The sequence below is a fragment of the Palaeococcus ferrophilus DSM 13482 genome, from assembly GCF_000966265.1.
GTDB classification, from domain to species: Archaea; Methanobacteriota_B; Thermococci; order Thermococcales; family Thermococcaceae; genus Palaeococcus; species Palaeococcus ferrophilus.
On sequence record NZ_LANF01000009.1, the window covers coordinates 198,922 to 215,235 of the forward strand.

18 protein-coding genes, 2 tRNA genes and 1 CRISPR repeat array are annotated in these 16,314 nt (G+C 55.8%); of the genes, 5 read left to right on the forward strand and 15 right to left on the reverse strand.

Annotated features, from left to right (window positions below):
* Positions 1–10 precede the first annotated feature (10 nt).
* The 3 genes from PFER_RS04125 to PFER_RS04135 are packed head-to-tail and all read right to left on the reverse strand — an operon-like array spanning position 11 to position 2,077.
* Positions 11–313: a MazG nucleotide pyrophosphohydrolase domain-containing protein gene (locus PFER_RS04125; RefSeq protein WP_048149058.1), complete on the reverse strand. Its 303-nt coding sequence runs from the start codon at positions 311–313 to the stop codon at positions 11–13.
* Positions 314–353: 40 nt separating this feature from the next.
* Positions 354–1,034, reverse strand: coding sequence for an aspartate/glutamate racemase family protein (locus PFER_RS04130; RefSeq protein WP_048149061.1), 681 nt, complete (start codon positions 1,032–1,034; stop codon positions 354–356).
* Between the two features lie 59 nt (positions 1,035–1,093).
* Positions 1,094–2,077 carry an AIR synthase family protein gene (locus tag PFER_RS04135; protein ID WP_048149063.1) on the reverse strand — a complete coding sequence of 328 codons (984 nt, stop codon included), beginning with the start codon at positions 2,075–2,077 and terminating at the stop codon, positions 1,094–1,096.
* 125 nt (positions 2,078–2,202) lie between these two features.
* Between PFER_RS04135 and PFER_RS11990 the strand changes: the two genes are divergently transcribed.
* A complete protein-coding gene (locus PFER_RS11990) occupies positions 2,203–2,517 on the forward strand; it encodes a hypothetical protein (protein WP_084593905.1) in 315 nt (104 codons plus the stop codon).
* On the opposite strand, the gene PFER_RS04140 is transcribed toward PFER_RS11990, so the two are convergent.
* From PFER_RS04140 to PFER_RS04155, 4 genes are all read right to left on the reverse strand, one after another.
* Positions 2,499–2,573: transfer RNA gene (locus PFER_RS04140), tRNA-Ile, on the reverse strand. The two genes, PFER_RS11990 and PFER_RS04140, sit on opposite strands and share 19 nt — an antisense overlap.
* Before the next feature lie 4 nt (positions 2,574–2,577).
* Positions 2,578–2,653 (reverse strand) — tRNA-Asn (locus PFER_RS04145).
* A 206-nt stretch (positions 2,654–2,859) separates the two neighbouring features.
* Positions 2,860–4,185, reverse strand: a complete 1,326-nt coding sequence (locus PFER_RS04150; protein ID WP_048149065.1) for a TldD/PmbA family protein — start codon at positions 4,183–4,185, stop codon at positions 2,860–2,862.
* Between the two features lie 10 nt (positions 4,186–4,195).
* Positions 4,196–5,563 (reverse strand): TldD/PmbA family protein, encoded by a 1,368-nt coding sequence (locus PFER_RS04155; protein WP_048149128.1) that lies wholly within the window; start codon positions 5,561–5,563, stop codon positions 4,196–4,198.
* Between the two features lie 167 nt (positions 5,564–5,730).
* Between PFER_RS04155 and PFER_RS04160 the strand changes: the two genes are divergently transcribed.
* Together PFER_RS04160 and PFER_RS04165 are read left to right on the forward strand one after the other, a co-directional pair.
* Complete coding sequence (locus tag PFER_RS04160) at positions 5,731–6,582, forward strand: hypothetical protein (RefSeq protein ID WP_157255075.1); 852 nt, start codon at positions 5,731–5,733, stop codon at positions 6,580–6,582.
* A complete protein-coding gene (locus PFER_RS04165; protein ID WP_048149068.1) occupies positions 6,579–6,920 on the forward strand; it encodes a cupin domain-containing protein in 342 nt (113 codons plus the stop codon). The genes PFER_RS04160 and PFER_RS04165 overlap by 4 nt, the downstream gene beginning before the upstream one ends.
* On the opposite strand, the gene PFER_RS04170 is transcribed toward PFER_RS04165, so the two are convergent.
* From PFER_RS04170 to PFER_RS04195, 6 genes are all read right to left on the reverse strand, one after another.
* A complete protein-coding gene (locus tag PFER_RS04170; RefSeq protein WP_084593908.1) occupies positions 6,917–7,561 on the reverse strand; it encodes a PHP domain-containing protein in 645 nt (214 codons plus the stop codon). The two genes, PFER_RS04165 and PFER_RS04170, sit on opposite strands and share 4 nt — an antisense overlap.
* 61 nt (positions 7,562–7,622) lie before the next feature.
* Positions 7,623–8,891 carry an MFS transporter gene (locus tag PFER_RS04175; RefSeq protein ID WP_048149072.1) on the reverse strand — a complete coding sequence of 423 codons (1,269 nt, stop codon included), beginning with the start codon at positions 8,889–8,891 and terminating at the stop codon, positions 7,623–7,625.
* 88 nt (positions 8,892–8,979) lie between these two features.
* Positions 8,980–9,639: a DUF4097 family beta strand repeat-containing protein gene (locus tag PFER_RS04180; RefSeq protein WP_342666377.1), complete on the reverse strand. Its 660-nt coding sequence runs from the start codon at positions 9,637–9,639 to the stop codon at positions 8,980–8,982.
* Complete coding sequence (locus tag PFER_RS04185) at positions 9,623–10,291, reverse strand: DUF4097 family beta strand repeat-containing protein (protein ID WP_048149075.1); 669 nt, start codon at positions 10,289–10,291, stop codon at positions 9,623–9,625. The genes PFER_RS04180 and PFER_RS04185 overlap by 17 nt, the downstream gene beginning before the upstream one ends.
* An 87-nt stretch (positions 10,292–10,378) precedes the next feature.
* Entirely contained in the window at positions 10,379–11,683 is a 1,305-nt protein-coding gene (locus PFER_RS04190) for a membrane protein (protein WP_048149076.1), read from the reverse strand.
* On the reverse strand, positions 11,680–12,090 hold the full coding sequence (locus tag PFER_RS04195; RefSeq protein ID WP_048149079.1) for an ArsR/SmtB family transcription factor: 411 nt from the start codon (positions 12,088–12,090) through the stop codon (positions 11,680–11,682). The genes PFER_RS04190 and PFER_RS04195 overlap by 4 nt, the downstream gene beginning before the upstream one ends.
* 144 nt (positions 12,091–12,234) lie before the next feature.
* On the opposite strand from PFER_RS04195, the gene PFER_RS04200 reads away from it, so the two are divergent.
* Positions 12,235–12,996: an ABC transporter ATP-binding protein gene (locus tag PFER_RS04200; protein ID WP_048149081.1), complete on the forward strand. Its 762-nt coding sequence runs from the start codon at positions 12,235–12,237 to the stop codon at positions 12,994–12,996.
* 8 nt (positions 12,997–13,004) lie between these two features.
* Positions 13,005–14,486, forward strand: coding sequence for a hypothetical protein (locus tag PFER_RS04205; protein WP_048149083.1), 1,482 nt, complete (start codon positions 13,005–13,007; stop codon positions 14,484–14,486).
* Here PFER_RS04205 and PFER_RS04210 read toward each other — a convergent pair.
* Together PFER_RS04210 and PFER_RS04215 are read right to left on the reverse strand one after the other, a co-directional pair.
* Complete coding sequence (locus PFER_RS04210; protein ID WP_048149085.1) at positions 14,476–14,829, reverse strand: Mth938-like domain-containing protein; 354 nt, start codon at positions 14,827–14,829, stop codon at positions 14,476–14,478. The genes PFER_RS04205 and PFER_RS04210 overlap by 11 nt on opposite strands.
* Positions 14,826–15,506, reverse strand: a complete 681-nt coding sequence (locus PFER_RS04215; RefSeq protein ID WP_048149087.1) for a diphthine--ammonia ligase — start codon at positions 15,504–15,506, stop codon at positions 14,826–14,828. The genes PFER_RS04210 and PFER_RS04215 overlap by 4 nt, the downstream gene beginning before the upstream one ends.
* A gap of 201 nt (positions 15,507–15,707) precedes the next feature.
* A CRISPR array of direct repeats spans positions 15,708–16,278; the repeat unit is 30 nt; unit sequence CTTTCAATTCTCCTAGAGTCTTATTGCAAC.
* Positions 16,279–16,314: the final 36 nt, after the last annotated feature.

The following is a 16,314-nucleotide window of genomic DNA, read 5'->3' on the forward strand; positions in this document are numbered from 1 at the left end:
CTTTTAACTTTTAATCCTTCAATCCAGGTTCCAGGCATTCGCACGGGTTTTTTCCACAGTAAGGGCATGCACCTGGGTACTTCTTTTTAGTTGCTTCCTCAACGTCTATATCGAGGAGGTTGGCGAGACTCATCAGCCATGCCAGAACGTCGGCAACCTCCTCCTCCATTGCTTCCTTATCGCGCTTCCGTATCGCCTCGCTCAGCTCTCCCACTTCCTCGACGAACCATAGGAACGTCTCTTCAACGCCTCTCCTCGAGTCCTTGTGGAAGTAGATGTCGTGGATAAGCTTCTGGAACTCCCCAATTTCCATTCCCCTCACCTGAATAAAGGGAAGAAGAGGCCCTTAAAAATCACTCGCTCGCAAGCTCAATGAGCTTCCTCATGTGGATTGCGGCTGTGTCGAAGACCTCAACTGAGACGTCGCCCTGTTTTATGGCCAGCGGGAGCTCGGTGCAGCCAAGGATGACTCCCCCGATGCCCTTCTCCTTAGCGTACCTCTCAACGAGCTCGATTAGGTAAGGCTTGCTCTTCAAGTTCTCGAAGGCAAGCTCACCGAATATTATGCCGTCAATCCTGTCAATCTCCTCTTCACCCGGAACCACGACCTCAAGGCCCGCCTCCTGGAGGGCGTTCCTGTAGAAGTCAGCCGTCATCGTCGTCTTGGTTCCGAGGAGGAGAACCTTCCTAACGCCCCTCCTCTTTATCTCCTCAATTAGAGCATCGATTATGCTCACCATCGGCACGCTCACAGCCCTCTGAACCTCCGGAAAGACTATGTGGGGAGTGTTGGCGGACATCGCTATTATCTCCGCCCCGGCCCTCTCGAGGGCCTTCGCCGCGTTTATGAGGATCTCCGTCCTGCCCTCCCAGCCACGCGGGTTGTTCTTGAACTCCTCGAAGTTAATGGAGTAAATTATGAGCTCCGGGAACGTGAAGGGTCCGAACCTCTCCCTGCTGATCTCAATGTATTTGCGGTAGTAGTAACAGGTCGATTCGGGTGTCGTTCCGCCGATTATGCCTATCTTCTTCATGATGACCACCGAGAAAAGAAAGGAGAAGTCCTTATTAGGGTTTTCGGTGTCGTTGAGGGTCAGTACAGCCCGGCGTACGCATCGCCCTCAAAACGGGGGAACTCCTCCCACCCTTCACCATTCTTCAAAAGCCTCCCCTTGTCCTCCGTGAAGCGACCTATTCTGAAGGCGGGGATTCCCCTCTCCCCGAGGGCCCTCACAAGCACTTCCGCCTTTGAGGGGGGCACTATCGCTATGAGCGTCCCTGTTGATGAGACCGTTAGGGGGTTCACGCCGTAGGCCCCGAGAGCCCTGTCCACGAGCGGGGGGATGTAAACCTTCCCCATATCCACCTCGAAGCCCAGGTTTGAGTTGTCCGCTATCTCGTGAAGCGCCGTTAAGCCCCCTTCCGTCGCGTCGTGCATCCCCCTCACGAAGGGAGCCGCCACGAGCGCATCGGACACGACGGTTTCAAGCCTGTACATCTCCCTCAGCTGGGCGATTTCTCCGGGGCTTAAGTGCTTTTTGAGCCCCTCCGCGTCGAACCATGCCGCCCCGACGGCAAACTCTATGCCTACGCCCTTCGTTATCACTATCTCGTCCCCGGGCTTCGCTACGGGGAGCCTCAGCTCCTCCCTCCTAACGATGCCCATGGCGGTGGTGGTCGCCGTGGGAGCCCTTAGGGTCCTGTAGACACCTGTGTGGCCGCCGACTACTGAGGTTCCGTATTTCGCACATTCGGCATTGAGCTCCCCCATTATCGCCGCCAGTTCCTCCCTCCTACTTCCCTCCGGGAGGAGTATGTCCACGACGAGCCACCTCGGCCTGGTCCCGAAGACGGAAACGTCGCTCGAGGCGAAGTGGTATGTGAAAAAACCGAAGTGCTCCTCCGGGACTCCGAGAACGGGATCAGTAGCTACCACGAGGTAGTGCTCCTCGTCGTACTCCAGAACGGCCGAGTCAAAGCCCTCCCTGGGGCCGATTACAACTTTTCCATCATTTATTTCAAGCCTCTCTAGGATTTCATTGAGAACATCGCTCCTTAGCTTGCCGAGGGGCAGCACCTGTATCACCTCTATCCCCTACGGAGCACCCCTTAAAATTATTTCCGGACACTGAAACGCTCCGGAACGCCGGTTTCACCGGGTACCTGAAATACGATGCGGTGGAATATTGTACCGGTGGTGGTATGGCGGAGGTGCTTGATACGGCGTTCCCCTCATCCCATGGGGCCATCTATGAGAGCTACGATGTGGAGGGCTATCTCTTCAGGAATGAACGCCTGGTGGGGGTTTACGTGGATGGGGAGCTCGTGGAGTGCGAGGGGAAGGTTCCACCGGAGGTGGAGCGGGCCGTTCTCTACCAAAAATCTGCTCTGAGGGTTGGAGTGGAGGTGGAATACGCCAGGGAATACTGGGGGAGGGTTTACATTGAGCACGGTTTTAGGAGGTTTATCGTCGCGGAGAAGAGACTCGTTAATTTTAATGGGCCCGGGGGGCTTTGAACCCCCGACCACGCGGTTATGAGCCGCGCGCTCTGACCAGGCTGAGCTACGGGCCCACGATGGCGCCGCCGCCCCGACTTGAACGGGGGACCACCGGATTAACAGTCCGGCGCTCTGCCGACTAAGCTACGGCGGCTCAAGCCCATTCATAGGGAGTGTGGATGCATTTATAAATTTTGCGGTCATGTACCACAGAAGGGCGCGCCTCATGTGAGAGCTACCCTCGGGGGAGGTATTGGGGGGAGCGTTCAATTGGAGGCTGCGCCTTTGGACCGGCCCCATCCCGCCCTGGAGGACGGGCTTTCAAGATGAAAAAGCTGAGAAAGGGTTAAAGCGGGGTGGTCACTTCCCCGCTATCTTCACGTTCTCGAACTTTATGTGCGGCGTTATCATCGTGGCCATGAAGGGCATGACCGTCTGCTCCTTGGTGACTTCGCTCGCTCCCTTGAGGAGCTCGTAGACGTTGCCCGCCATAAGGAAGACGCTCGCGCCCTTAACCTCGCCGTCCTCTATGAGGAAAGCCGGGTTGGCCGTTACCGCGAAGTTTCCGTTGTCGGGGTTGCTCGAGTGGGCACCCTGGAGGCCGTCCACGAGGTAGCCCCTATCGATTTCTCCGATGAGGTCTTCCAGCGGGCGCTTCCCCTTCTCTATCACGGTGCTGTGGAAGCCTATGCTGATTCCGCCGCTCCTTATGTCCCGTTTACCGTTCCCTGTGCTCTCGGTTCCGTAAACCTTCGCCCAGTAGTTGTCCCAGACAAAGCCTTTGAAGGTTCCGTTTTCGATGAGGACGTTCCTCCTCGTTGGCACCCCCTCACCGTCCGCTATCACAGGCTCGATGGCCAGCGGGTGGAACGGGTCGTCGTAGAGGGTAATAACATCACTCGCTATCTTCTCCCCGACCTTTCCAGCGAGTGGCGTCGTCTCCTTAACGAGCCTCTCTCCGCTAAATGCAGGAAGCAGGGCGAAGCTGAAGAGGCCTGCTATGGCCCAGGGGCCGAGGATTATCGGAACCTCCTCGTTCTTACTCGGGAGGACGTTGTAAGCCCATTTGACCTTCTGGGTGGCCCTCTCAACGACGCCATCAACGTCGAGGTTTAGGTCCCTTCTGGCATCGAAGTCAAAAATTCCCGGCGTAACCACGTTGTCCCTCATGCCCACGAGCTCGAGGTACATGTACGCGGCACCACCCTCCTGGAAGACATCTACACCGTGGGAGTTGAGTATGTTCCTCTCCTCCCAGCTGACGCCGCCGGCTCCACCTGCCACGATAGCGTTTTCATCCTTCTCGCGGGCGAGCTTTATACCTTTAACCAGCTTCTCCACGAGAACGTCGGGCGAGGCCTCCTTGAGCTCGTAGTTCGGCTTCGGCTTCTCCCTGTACTTGCCCGGCTCGGGCAGGGAGACCCACCTATCGTCGGGGGAATTCAGGCGCGCCATCTTCGCCGCCTGCTCTACCGCTTCCCTTATCTTATCAGGATCATCGCTGTCTATCAGGGCTAGGCCGAGGCGCTTGTCCTTTATTCCGCGGATTATCGTCAAAGCCCCGCTTCTCGTCGAGGCCATGGAAATCTCGTTGAGCTCAACGCTCGCTGAGACCTCCCTTGAGCGGTAAACTGCTATCTCAAGCTCGTCGAAAAACTTCTCGCCGAAGCGTATGAGGTTCTCCATCTCCACCACCTCATCCAATGAGTATTCCTCCATCAAAGCGCATATGCGGGCCGCCCGAGCTGACGAAGGCCGTCTGTCCCTTGCCGCAGAACCCTACCTCAAGGCCGAAGTCCTTGCCTACCGCGCTTATCTTCTTGAGGGCCTCGATGGCGACTCCGGTGATGGAGGTGTCCCTTATAGGCTCGGCTATCTCTCCGTTCCTGATGACGTAGCCCTCCTGGATTCCAACCTGGAAGGCTGAGTTGAGCTGTGCCTGTCCTCCCCTGAAGTCCACGACGTAGTAACCGAACTTGATGTCCTCAATGAGCTCCTCGAAGGAGTGGTCGCCGGGCTCGAAGATGGTGTTCCTCATTCTGATTATCGGCGGATAGCGGTAGCTCTCGGCCCTCGCGTGGCCGTTCGGCTCCATGCCCCATTTGGCCGCGTACTCCCTGTTCAGCATTATCTCCTTGAGGATTCCGTTCTCGATGATGTGGATGTCCTTGACCGGGACCCCTTCGTCATCATAGCGGTCGTTTCCAAAGCCGCCGTCAACGTAGCGCTCGCTCATCGTTACGTACTCCGGTGCTATCTGCTTGCCGATAAGATCCTTGAAGGGTGAGTTTATCGTCAGGTCTGCCTCGGCGAGGTGGCCAAGGGCCTCGTGAGCTATAATTCCTACGACTATCGGGCCGGCAACGATTGGGAACTCGCCGCGCTTCGGGGCAACGCCCTTGAGCTGGCTCCACATCTTTCTCTTGAGCCTCTCGGCTACTTTTTCGTTCGGCTCCTTCTCGGTCATCAGCTCCCAGCCATAGTCAACCGCGCCGATACTGTCCCTGGCCATGGCGAGCTTTCCGTCGGCCTTTCCGGTGACGTAGGTTCCCTGGTAGAGGTAGTTGTAGTCCCACTCTATCCTCATTCCCTCGTTGGTCAAAAGGAGCTTTTTACCGCCGCCGTCTTCATATCTTATCTGGACGCTCTTTACGGCCTCGTCCTCCTTTAGGAGCCTCTCCAGCTCGCGTAGGTGGTTAACCTTCTCCTCGATATCAACTTCCCGCGGTTTGATCTTCATCTTGCTCCTTACGAAGTCCTCAACGGGCTTTATCTCGGCCAGCTGAATCTTCTCCTTCTTCGTCTGAGCGGCGGCCTTAGCCAGCTTGTAGGCCTCCTCAATTTTCTCCTCAATGCTGCCCAGGTCGCTCGTCGAGGCGAAGCCCCAGCCCCCGTCAGCCAGAACCCTTATGGCTATGCCGCGGTTGAGCTTTCCTGTGAAGCTCGTAAAAACACCGTCCTTGAGGCCGAGCGTTGTCTTCTTCAAATCCTCATAGCGGAGCTCTATGTAGTCCGCCTTCAGTTTTCCTTCTGCCCAGCCGAGGGCCCTTTCAAGTGCCTCCATGGTTATCACGCATCCCCAAATTTTTATATCTTTTTTAATCTCATATCACCCCTATAAAATGCTTTTGCACAGATTTAAACATTAAAACATCAATCTTACATGATTACTCTAGAAAATTGTAACAAACCATCGGGAAATCCCTTATAAGATGGCGGTCTACAATCAATATGGGCGAAGGAATCCGTATGATGAGGGAAGGAACTGTGAGGTTCGCCTGCGCTGTCGGGGTATTACTTCTTCTCGGGTACCCTCTCCCGGAGGGGGTTAAGCACGTTCTTTCCATAAACTACCAGACTGACTCCCTCTTCCGCCTAACCGCGTGGCTGCGCTTTTACACCTCCCTCTTCGTCCACTACTCCCCGAGGCACCTCGCGGGGAACCTCCTCATATTCGGGGTCTCGTTTTTCCTCCTCTTCAAGGTCGCCGAGATGAACGACGACCTTCCCCGGTTCCGCCGCTTCGTCCTCTTCGCCTTCTGCTTTGTGCCGCTCTTCATAGGGCCGATAAACTTCATCCTCGGCAGGGTTTTGAACTTCTTCTACGGCGGGGGCTTCTCGAGTATAGACATGGCCTTCGTGGGGGCGCTGCCCTATTTCACCGCCCGACTCCTCAACCAGCGCTTCAAGTTCAGGGTTCGCCCGGGGATGCTCACCTTGGGCTTCCTCCTCATGTTCACGACGGTGATAGCGTTCATTTACTCACTCACCCTACTCTGGATCGCACTCCTCATAAGCACCCTCGCGTTCCTTTTCGACCCCCTGAGACAGGCCTTTAATGAATACACGGAGTCATCCCTGAAGCAAAAGGCCATACTCTACCTCCTCGGTGTGCTCCTGATAAACATCACCATAATAATCGAGGCGTTCCCGAGGGAGATATTCCAGCGCTCCTCCGTAGTTGACGTCTCGAGCCACTACATGAGCCTACTCGCTGCCATGTACCTGTTCCCCTGGCTTGACGGCGTACTCGGGGAAAAGGATAATAAAACCGAGGGAAAGGTTCAGGTGGTGAGAACATGAGGGCCGAAACCAGGAACCTGATTGACCGCGGGACATACCGAAAGCTCCCCCTCTTCGAGGGTGAACTTCCCGAGGGGAGCTACGCCCAGATAGTCGAGGTCAAGCCGAATCAAACCGTTAAAAAGCACTACCACAGAGAGCAGTACGAGCTGTTTTACATAATGAGCGGCGAGGCGAAGCTGGGCATAGGGGAAAACGAATACATAGCAAGGCCGGGCGATATCTTCCTAGTAAAGCCCAAAACCGTCCACTGGGTCGTCAACGAGAGTGACGAACCCTTCAGGCTCTTCGTGGTCAAGCTGAACTATCACGGCGACGATTCCGTGTGGCTTGACTAGAGGAACTCCGAGAAAAGCAGATCCTCCTTTTTTCCTCCCGCGAGCCTGAACATCCTCTCGCTCCAGCCTATCCTTCCAACGTCCTGGGGTCTGTGGGCGTCGCTCCCCAGCGTGAGCTTTACCCCCCTCTTAACGCACTCCCTCACGAACTCGAGGTCCGGAACCTTGTAGCGGGAGCTTATCTCGAAGGCCTTTCCCTCTTCCTCCGCAACCTCTATGACCTCCAGGAGCTCCTCCCATGAAGGGTAGCCGATATAGGGGAAGACGTTTCCGAAGTGGCCTATCACGTCAACGTTCCTGTCCCTGAGGGCGAGTTTGACGAGCTCGAGGTATTTCCAGGCATCACCTGGCTCAAACCACATGTGGACGCTCGCTATAACGTAGTCGAGCCTCTCCGCAATGGCGTCGGTTATGTCCGTGCCCGTCTCCATGATGTTGGCCTCTACCCCCGCGAGAACCGTTATCTCGCTCTCCTCCTTTGCCCTCGCGATTTCTCGGAGGTAGTGGTTCACGTTCGTCCAGCTGAGGTAGTGGAGGTGGTCGCTTATCCCAAGGAGGCTAACCCTATCCTCTGCCACCGCCACGTTTTCGAGGACGTCCCCTATGCCGTCCGAGAAGACTGTGTGGGTGTGCAAGTCCATCATGATTGAAAATATGAGAGGGAGATTAAAAACCTGACCCCGCTGAAGGAGCCGGAGCCCACTAAGCGACCTCTGGAAGGCCTTCCATCTCCCTGATTTTTGCCTCTTTCATCTCCATATCACCCTGAAGGGTTTCGCCGTGCCGGATGTAGTAGTAAACCGTCACCGCAATGCCGAGCGTTCCCGAAACTAGGAACATCACCCAGGCCGGGACGTAGTCGAGGGCGGTACCAACCACGGCCATTCCAAGGGGTATCATGGTCCCAACTATGAGGTCGAAGACCGAGAAGATTCTCCCCCTCAGCTCACTCGGTATTGCCTTCTGGAGCTTCGTCACTATCGGCACGTTGATGAGTGCATTGAACACCCCGTCCACAACGTTGAGAGTCATGAAGATGGCGAAGAGCTCTCCCGTGCTCAGGGCCACCAAGGGAGATATCAGGAACGCCAGCACGAGCACGAGACCAAGCTGGACGAAAAGCCCCTTGAACAGGAAGTTCTCAGCCCTGCTACCGAGCTTTGCCATTATGAGGATGTTCCCGGCCAGCATGCCCACCATGAAGGCAGTCTGGAGGAAGCCAAACCACTGGCTCGAAAAGGCCAGCTCCACCCTGTAGACGTAGGGGAGAGCTACGGCAAAGACCGGATTGAGGAGGAAATTAATGAAAAGGGCGTAGCTAAGGAGCACTTTGAGGTAGGTACTCGAGCGGAGGAAATTGACTCCCTCCTTAAGGTCTTCCACGATCTCGCCGAGGGACCCTATCTTCCGGGAAGTCCACTCGTAGCGGATGAAGGCCTCAAAGAGACCGGAGCCAAAGAAGCTTACCGCGTTGATGAGAATGGCTAGCCTTATTCCGCCGAAGGCGTAGATTATTCCGCCGAGGGCTGGGCCAATGATTCTCGCCACAACTCCAAAGCTCTGGAGGAGGGAGTTTGCCGAGGCGAGTTCCTCCTTGGTTACAAGGTCGGGGTACATGGCACCCGTGGCGGCACCGAAGAAAGTCCCCATTATCGTCATGAGGATTTGAACCACGAGGAGCTCCCTAATGGTCAGCAGGTTGAGCCCAATGACCGCGAAGAGGAGAAGGCCCCTGACTATGTCGAGCCACACCATTAGGTTCTTCCTGTTGTAGCGGTCGCCAACGACACCGGCTATGGGGGAAAGCAGGGCCCTCGGCAGTATTTCCGCTATGATAAAGAGGCTCATCATACTGCCACTCTTGGTCTGATCCAGCACGTAGAGCGGCAACGCTACATCCTGCACCGCCCATCCAAGCTGGGAAATAAAGCGTCCCACCGCGAAGAGCCAGAAGTTTTTGTTGAATCTCATGGTTTCTCCTCCTTCCCCCAACTTGCTAATATATCTTACCTGCTCACTCCCCTTCTACCTTCCGCGCAGAGGTGAGCAGAAAAGAAAGCTAAACCCGCCTCACTACCACGCTTCCATTTACCGTGCTGACCTTCACCTTGAACTCGCCCGTGCCGATGATCGGATTCTCGGGGTCAATGCCCTCAAAGGTTATCACCCCGTTCACGCGGCTTGCTTTTATCCTCGCGTCGCAGAAGTCGGAAAGGGCCAGAATGATACTCCCGTTCACGGTGCTTATCTTTGCATCACCCTCAAACTCATCTATCTCAACCTCCATCGGCCCGTTGACGCTTCCGGCCTTCAGGGATTTCGCTAGCGTTAGGTGGGCTCTCACCCTTCCGTTCACGTTGCTTATCTCCTCTGCCTCACAGTTTTCAAGCTCTATCCTGCCGTTAACCGTGGAGACCTTCTCAAAGGATACCTCCCTTGCCCTTATCTCCCCGTTCACGGTGGAAGCTCTAACTGTGGCTTTCCTCGGCACCTTTACGGCAATCTCAGCCCAGCCGCTCTTTCCGAGAAGGTTGAGGAACCTCTTCTTCGGCTCCTCCCTGATGACGAGCCTCTCCCCCTTCTGCTCGACCTCCACCTCGGCCTCCCCATGTACAGTGTAGCTTACCTCGGCATGGTCGTTATCCCAGCCCTCGATATCAAGCCGGCCGTTCACAGCGGATATCTCAACCCTCTTCACGTTTTCAAGCATCATGGCCATCACCTTCACACAGCCTTACTTTAACAACCCCTCCATTGTGTGCCACAAGTCTTAGGGAGTGCTTTCCGTCCTCGAAAAGCCCATCTTCAACCCCTTCCAGAGTCACCACTCCTCCGTTCTGCTCAATGTTCAGGGAAACATCCCCATCCTCCGGAATGCAGATTTCCAGCATGCCGCTCATAGCCGTTCCCTCAAAGCTCCCCTCAATCCTTCCAAGCCTGAGGGAGGCAGTCCCCGCAAGCACCTTCACGGAGGCCGCCTCTAAAATGCTGATCGAGCCCTTTACGGTGGAAGCGAGTGAGAGGAGCTCTCCTATGATGCACTCTCTCAGTTCCGCCGTGCACTCTCCCGGGGTGAGGCTCTTGAAGTGGACTCGCTCCGCGTACACTCTCCCCCTCTTAATTGCAACCGAGACTGGAAGACCCCGGGGAACGCGGAGCTCGAGGGGCTCGAGCGTCCTGTCCCTTTTCAAGGCCTTTTTGAGCTTCCAGATTGCCTTGTAATCCACGCGGAGCTCCCCGTCCTTGAAATCCAGCTTAATTGCCCTCTCCGTACCGGGGTTCAGCTCCACGTAGTCCTTTTCCCAGCCGGCTACTCTGAGGTCAACGTCCACGAGCTTCATCCAGACTTCTTCAACGCCCTCGAACCTCACAGCCACCCCTCCGAAACAAAGTCAAAGAGGGGCTCTCGCCCCCAGTGTATCCTTCTTCCATTTTCTCCGGACCCGGTTCCAAGCCCATCACCCCAGGTACCTCATCAGCTCGTCTATGAGTTCCCTAACGCGGCCGTTGAGTTTGGCGCGGTCTATACCGAGCCCTTCGACCATCTCAGTTCCCTGCTCTTCCACTATCTCCTTCGCCTTCCTCAGGACGAGGTCGCAGGCCTCCCTGCTCTCAATCGTGTGGGTCTTCTCGCCAACGCGAATGCGAACCTTTCCGTCGCGCGCGGAAATCACCACGTCCTCTATCCTGAGCTTGGCCCTTCCCCTTCCCACCGTTACGGAGATATCGCCCGAGCGGAGTGAGACCGTCTCACCGAGGCTCAGAGTTTCGTCGCCGCTCCTGTAGGTCACCCTGTCCCCGGAAACCTCTATCGTGAACTCCTCCGTCTTGATGGCCAGCCTATCGCCGGCCTTGGTGAGCTGAAAGCCGTTGGTGAGCTCTCTAATGGTGAGCATCTCTCCTATCGTCTTCGTTATCCGACCCTCGCGGAGCCTCATCGGGCCTATCTTCACCTCATCCCCCGCTGGAGTGCTTATGACCTCCACGAAGGGCACCTTCACGTACTCGAAGCCATCCCCCTCGTAGACCTTCACTATTCCAAGATCAACGACGCTCGCCTTGTTCTTGGGACGGTAAAGCCTGTCCGGGTTTATCAGCTCGTTCGCCCTCTTGACGAAGCCCGGATCTGGAGAGGTCTTCCTTTCGGCGATCTTCTCCGAAGTCCAGACGACAACCGGCGAAAGGAGCCTTCTGGTGACATTTCCAATAGGTGTCTCTGTCTCAACCATGAGGTCGCCATCAATAACCCAGCCCACAGGCTTCCTCCCGAACTTCACGGGGTAGGCCTTGCCGGTCCCCTTGAGCTTAACCTCGCCGAAGGAGGCACCACTGAACTCATAGGCCTTCTTCTCGACCTTCCACTCGATGTTCCTCTCGTCGAACTTGGCCAGCAGAAGCCCGGCTATTAAGAGGACAACGGCGTAGGCGAAGGCAGTGCCAGCGGTTATCGTTGCGTTTTCACCGGTGAACGTCTCCGAAAGCCCAAGCCACTTCCCGAAGAACAGGAAGACGCTCGTCCAGAAGGAGGCCTTGGCGAGGGCAAACACCACCCCGCTTATCGTCACCCCGAGCCACTTCCCGACGCTTAGCAGCTCGAAGGCGAAGATGAGCGCTATTATCGCGTACACCATGTAGTCGTTATAGTCTTCAAGCTTCAGCGGCCCCTTAAAGAGCCAAAGTATAAGCAGGAGCGCGGTTAGGGTCTTCAGGTACTCGGCCACCCTAAACCGGAGACCCCTTTCCTCATGGAACCCGTACATCATTCTTCCACCTCCCCAAGGGCGGTTATTATCTCAAGCAGGCGCAAAAACAAACGTCCGTCTGGCGAGATTTCGTATCCCTCTTCTTTCCTCACCATACCAGTCCTTACGAGGAGCTTGAGGTGGTGAGAAACGGTGGGGCTCTCAACCCCGAGGGATTCCTTGATCTCCTTGAAACCCATCGGTCTCTCCGCCAGCATTTTCAGTATCCTTATCCTGTCCGGGTTGGCGAGGGCCTTCAGGGTCTTCGCTGCTTTTTCCTCGTCTATCTCGGGTAAAGCCCCACCCTCAAGCCGCTTTTTGAGACGGGCCTTTATGGAGAGCATAACCTCGTCAACGGGCTCGATGTTCTCCTCCAGCACCTCAAGCCGCTTTTTCAGCTCCTCCAGCTGAGCCCTCAAATCGTCCATGCTACCACCAGGTACATGTTTTTGTAGTACACTTTCTTGTACTAAAATAGCACGGTAGGTATATAAAAATTTATCGGTGTGGGGTTAAACCCCACCAGCAGACTTATTAACCAAAATTGTCTTCATATACCCACGGTGAATAGGATGATACGGGTTGAGAGCCTCGTTAAAAAGTACGGTCCCAAGACGGCTGTGGATGGAATAAGCTTTCACGTTGATGACGGCGAGATATACGGCCTTCTGGGCCCCAACGGGAGCGGAAAATCCACGACCATGAAGATACTCGCGGGAATTCTCCGGCCCACCTCGGGAAAGGTCGTCGTGAACGGGATAGACGCCGCGAGAAACCCCCTGGAGGTAAAGAAGATAGTGGGATACGTTCCAGAAACGCCCGTCCTCTACGAGAGCCTCACCCCCTCGGAGCTCTTCAACTTCGTGGGCAGCATAAGGGGAATCCCAAAGGAGACGCTGGAGGAGCGCGTTAAGCGGCTTGTGAAGGCCTTTGGAATCGAGGAGTACCTCGAGCAGTTCATAGGGACGTTGAGCTTCGGAACCCAGCAGAAGGTGTCCATAATAACGGCCCTCCTCCACGAGCCGGCGGTTCTCGTGCTCGACGAGTCCATGAACGGTCTCGACCCAAAGAGCGCGAGAATCCTCAGGGAGCTTCTCCTGGAGTTCAAGAGGGAAGGGAAGAGCATCGTCTTCTCCACCCACGTCCTCCAGCTGGCCGAGATGGTGTGCGACAAGATAGGGCTGATATACAGGGGCAAACTGATAGCGGAGGGAACCATAGAGGAGCTCAAGGAGAGAGCCCACGAGGAGAACCTCGAGGACGTGTTCCTCAAGCTTACGGAGAGCAAGGACGAGGTCTTCGCCATCGTGCAGGCCCTGAGGGAGACCCTGTAGGTGAGAGGATGTTCGAGATAGTGAGGATACTTTACAGGGAGCTTCACTACAGGATACTGAAGCAGAACCCGATCGTCATGGCGGACCCCAAGGCCTACAGGAAGGCCCTTAAAAGAACAACCAGCATGAAGTCGGGCCTCGGCTACCAGAGTCTGGCTTTCCTCGGCTTTGGCCTCTTCTACGCGGGGAGCGTCCTGTTGGCGAAGACTGACACCCAGCTCATCCCCATCCTCGTCTCCCTGGCCACGATACCCTTCATAATGGCGCTCTACACAACGGCAGTCCACGCATCCCACGTGGTCTCAATGGGAATCTTCGAGCCCCTCAAGCCCCTGCCCCTCCGTGTCGGGAGCCTCTACCTCAGCGAGCTGCTCCTCCTGGAGATTGTCCCGACCTTCTCGATTACAGCCCCCTCGGTGCTGGCGTTAATGGTGAGGGCCCCCGTAACGGGTCTCATAACGCTCCTCTGGCTTCTGATGGGGCTCTTCTTGGGGCACACCATAGGCCTTCTGATATTCAGGACTTTCGGGATGAGGGTGCGCATCGGAAAGGGCGGAACCCTGAGGAACTTCCTCAAAATACTGGGCATACTCGCGTACATGGGCATGTTCTACGCCTTTTCCTACGGGCAGGAATACATGAGGGCGCACAGCGAGGAGCTCGCGAGGGTAATAGGGCGATACTCCCTCGCATACCCCTTCACCCTGAGCTCCGTCTTCCACCCGTTCCCCTCCATGACGCTCCTCCTCCTGTACGCCCTCGTCTTCGGCGCGGTCTACGTTAGGGTACTGCCCGCCGTGTGGAACAGGGCCCTCGAGCCCGAGGTGGAGTTCGCCGGAACGGAGAAAACGCCCTTCCGTGCCGCGGGGGGAGGGGCCATCAGGGCGCTCGTTGCGAAGGACGTGAAAATCCTTTTCAGGAGACCGGCAACGCTCGTGGCATTTCTAATCCCCGTTTACGTGGTCCTTCCCCAGATATTAGCGGGCGTCAGGGAGGGCCTCACACCGCTCAAACTGGCCCTCTACCTTTTCATAGTGGGCTTCACGTCAACGGCGGGCGCCGACGGCGTTTTAAAGCTCGAGTCCCTCTCAATCGGGTTCCTGAGAACACTCCCCCTGAACAAGGGCCACTACGCACGCTCGAAAGCCATCTCAATGGCCCTAGTGCCGTCCATAGTGAACCTCGCCATTGTACTCTTCGGCCTGGCCACGCTAGGGTGGAAGCCACTCCTGCTGATTCCCCTCGCCCTCTTGCTCCCCCTTCTCTCCGCCTCGCTGGTCATGCTTTACTTCTTCCGCTACGAGGGGGAGGAGATAGGGTCGCCGGAGGTGAACCTCGGCAACATGGCGGTTCTCTTCCTCATGGTGGCCGTCGCTTACCTCTTCCTTGGTGGGGCGTTCCTCGTCGCGGGCTTCACCAGGGGGGTTGCAATTTCAAGCATTATGGCACTCCTCGTGGTGAGCGGTGCCTTCTCCCTGCTCAGCAGGTGATGTGAAATATCCCGAGAACCCTCTTTTCATTTTTCAGCCCGTTGAAGAGCTTTATCGCCTCAGGGGTGGGCATTTCCACGACCTCCTTCCCCTCAACGAGCTCCCTGCTCTCCGGGAGGAGCGAGAGCATGCCGTAAATCCCCGTGCCCACGACGAGAACGTCGAAGTCCTCCGAGAGGTACTCCTTCAGCTCCTCGGGGTCGAGCTTGTGGCTAGTCCCGTGCTTCTCCTTGCTCAGCCACTTCTTCCGCCTCTCCACCCTCCCGCTTGGATACACCACCACATCGTGCTCGTAAACGCTCCCGTTGATAACTATCCTGCCGAAGGAAACCCCCTCTATCATTCCTTCGCCTCCAGGTGGGCCTTCTTCACCACGAGCTTCCCGGAACCCATCATGGGCTCCCATACCTTCTCGGCCTCGTCTACAACGAGCCTCTTTTTGAAGAAGGGCGCATCGAGGACCAGCGTCTCAAATTCGCCACCCTCACCGCCGATGTGCACGCCGTAGCGCTCGTTGAGTCTCTTGAGGTCATCAATCGTCTTCTCATCAATCTTCCGCCCCAGCCAGCTCTCATCGAGCCCGAAGGCGGAGACGCCGACTATGATGACCTCAAAGCCCTCCCCCACGAGGTTCCTCATGTACTCCTCCGGGTCAACCATCCACATGGGGGCGAAGCTTTCAATCCCGAGCTCCCTCGCTATGCGGTCTATGCGCTCCTTCTGGTAGCGGCTGGCGAGGGCCCCCGCCACAACGCCCTCAACGTCGAGCTTCGACAGGACTTCCTTTAAGTCTTCCACTTCCCTCTCCTTCTCTCCACTCGTTCTCGCCTTCACAAGGGGAATTCCTATTGCCTCCGCGAGTAGCTCCGTCAGGTGGATGTTGGGTACGTGGTACATGTAGCTCTCGTCGCTCTCGCTCTCCATGCTGACGAGGTACTTCACCTCAAAGCCGTTCTTTAAAGCCCAGTAGAGGGCGTAAGTTGAATCTTTCCCTCCTGAAAAGAGCGCCGCTATCTTCATGCTCTCACCGGAGAGAGCTTTCCCAAGGAGTTTTTAAAGTTGCCGCACCGGAAGCATGTCCCTTAGTGCTCCTCCCACAAGTTCCCCTCTAAACCAGCGAAAAACCAGTCTCAGCCCGGATAACGACTGACGGAAAGCTGAATACGGGGGTAACTTAGGGGGCCCTGATAAGTGTCAGAAAACCCCCAGAAACCTCCCCCAGATTCAATTCTCCTAGAGTCTTATTGCAACCTCAAAGCTGGCTATAAGCTTTCTGTTCATAACGAACTTTCAATTCTCCTAGAGTCTTATTGCAACATTTTCTGATATACGGAGCTACGCACGTTTTAACGGTCTTTCAATTCTCCTAGAGTCTTATTGCAACCTAGCGAAATTCCATGCGCAACCCACAAGCAAAGGTCTTTCAATTCTCCTAGAGTCTTATTGCAACGCCAGCCCCGCACGCACACCCTTGATAAGTTTGTTACTTTCAATTCTCCTAGAGTCTTATTGCAACTTCCCTGAAGCCCTTTCGGGGTTCTCCCCGGAGGGCCTTTCAATTCTCCTAGAGTCTTATTGCAACTTTAGGATTCCTCTTTTAGGAACCAGATTAAGTGCCTGTCTTTCAATTCTCCTAGAGTCTTATTGCAACACCCGTTACTTCGTCCACGCTCCCGAAGAGAACGACCCAAGGCTTTCAATTCTCCTAGAGTCTTATTGCAACGAAGCAAGCGCCTAAGCTTCTCCCGCTTATTAAGTTCTTCTTTCAATTCTCCTAGAGTCTTATTGCAACGCAAGGGTGCGGTTCTCATAATCCACGTTTTTGAAC

Coding starts and splice junctions, on each gene's coding strand:
- PFER_RS04125 (WP_048149058.1), bottom strand. CDS start 313: ATGGAAATTGGGGAGTTCCAGAAGCTTATCCACGACATCTACTTCCAC.
- PFER_RS04165 (WP_048149068.1), top strand. CDS start 6,579: ATGAGGGCCGAAACCAGGAACCTGATTGACCGCGGGACATACCGAAAG.
- PFER_RS04215 (WP_048149087.1), bottom strand. CDS start 15,506: ATGAAGATAGCGGCGCTCTTTTCAGGAGGGAAAGATTCAACTTACGCC.
- PFER_RS04205 (WP_048149083.1), top strand. CDS start 13,005: ATGTTCGAGATAGTGAGGATACTTTACAGGGAGCTTCACTACAGGATA.
- PFER_RS11990 (WP_084593905.1), top strand. CDS start 2,203: ATGGCGGAGGTGCTTGATACGGCGTTCCCCTCATCCCATGGGGCCATC.
- PFER_RS04155 (WP_048149128.1), bottom strand. CDS start 5,563: ATGGAGGCACTTGAAAGGGCCCTCGGCTGGGCAGAAGGAAAACTGAAG.
- PFER_RS04175 (WP_048149072.1), bottom strand. CDS start 8,891: ATGAGATTCAACAAAAACTTCTGGCTCTTCGCGGTGGGACGCTTTATT.
- PFER_RS04190 (WP_048149076.1), bottom strand. CDS start 11,683: ATGATGTACGGGTTCCATGAGGAAAGGGGTCTCCGGTTTAGGGTGGCC.
- PFER_RS04150 (WP_048149065.1), bottom strand. CDS start 4,185: ATGGAGAACCTCATACGCTTCGGCGAGAAGTTTTTCGACGAGCTTGAG.
- PFER_RS04200 (WP_048149081.1), top strand. CDS start 12,235: ATGATACGGGTTGAGAGCCTCGTTAAAAAGTACGGTCCCAAGACGGCT.
- PFER_RS04160 (WP_157255075.1), top strand. CDS start 5,731: ATGGGCGAAGGAATCCGTATGATGAGGGAAGGAACTGTGAGGTTCGCC.
- PFER_RS04130 (WP_048149061.1), bottom strand. CDS start 1,034: ATGAAGAAGATAGGCATAATCGGCGGAACGACACCCGAATCGACCTGT.
- PFER_RS04170 (WP_084593908.1), bottom strand. CDS start 7,561: ATGGACTTGCACACCCACACAGTCTTCTCGGACGGCATAGGGGACGTC.
- PFER_RS04180 (WP_342666377.1), bottom strand. CDS start 9,639: ATGGCCATGATGCTTGAAAACGTGAAGAGGGTTGAGATATCCGCTGTG.
- PFER_RS04195 (WP_048149079.1), bottom strand. CDS start 12,090: ATGGACGATTTGAGGGCTCAGCTGGAGGAGCTGAAAAAGCGGCTTGAG.
- PFER_RS04210 (WP_048149085.1), bottom strand. CDS start 14,829: ATGATAGAGGGGGTTTCCTTCGGCAGGATAGTTATCAACGGGAGCGTT.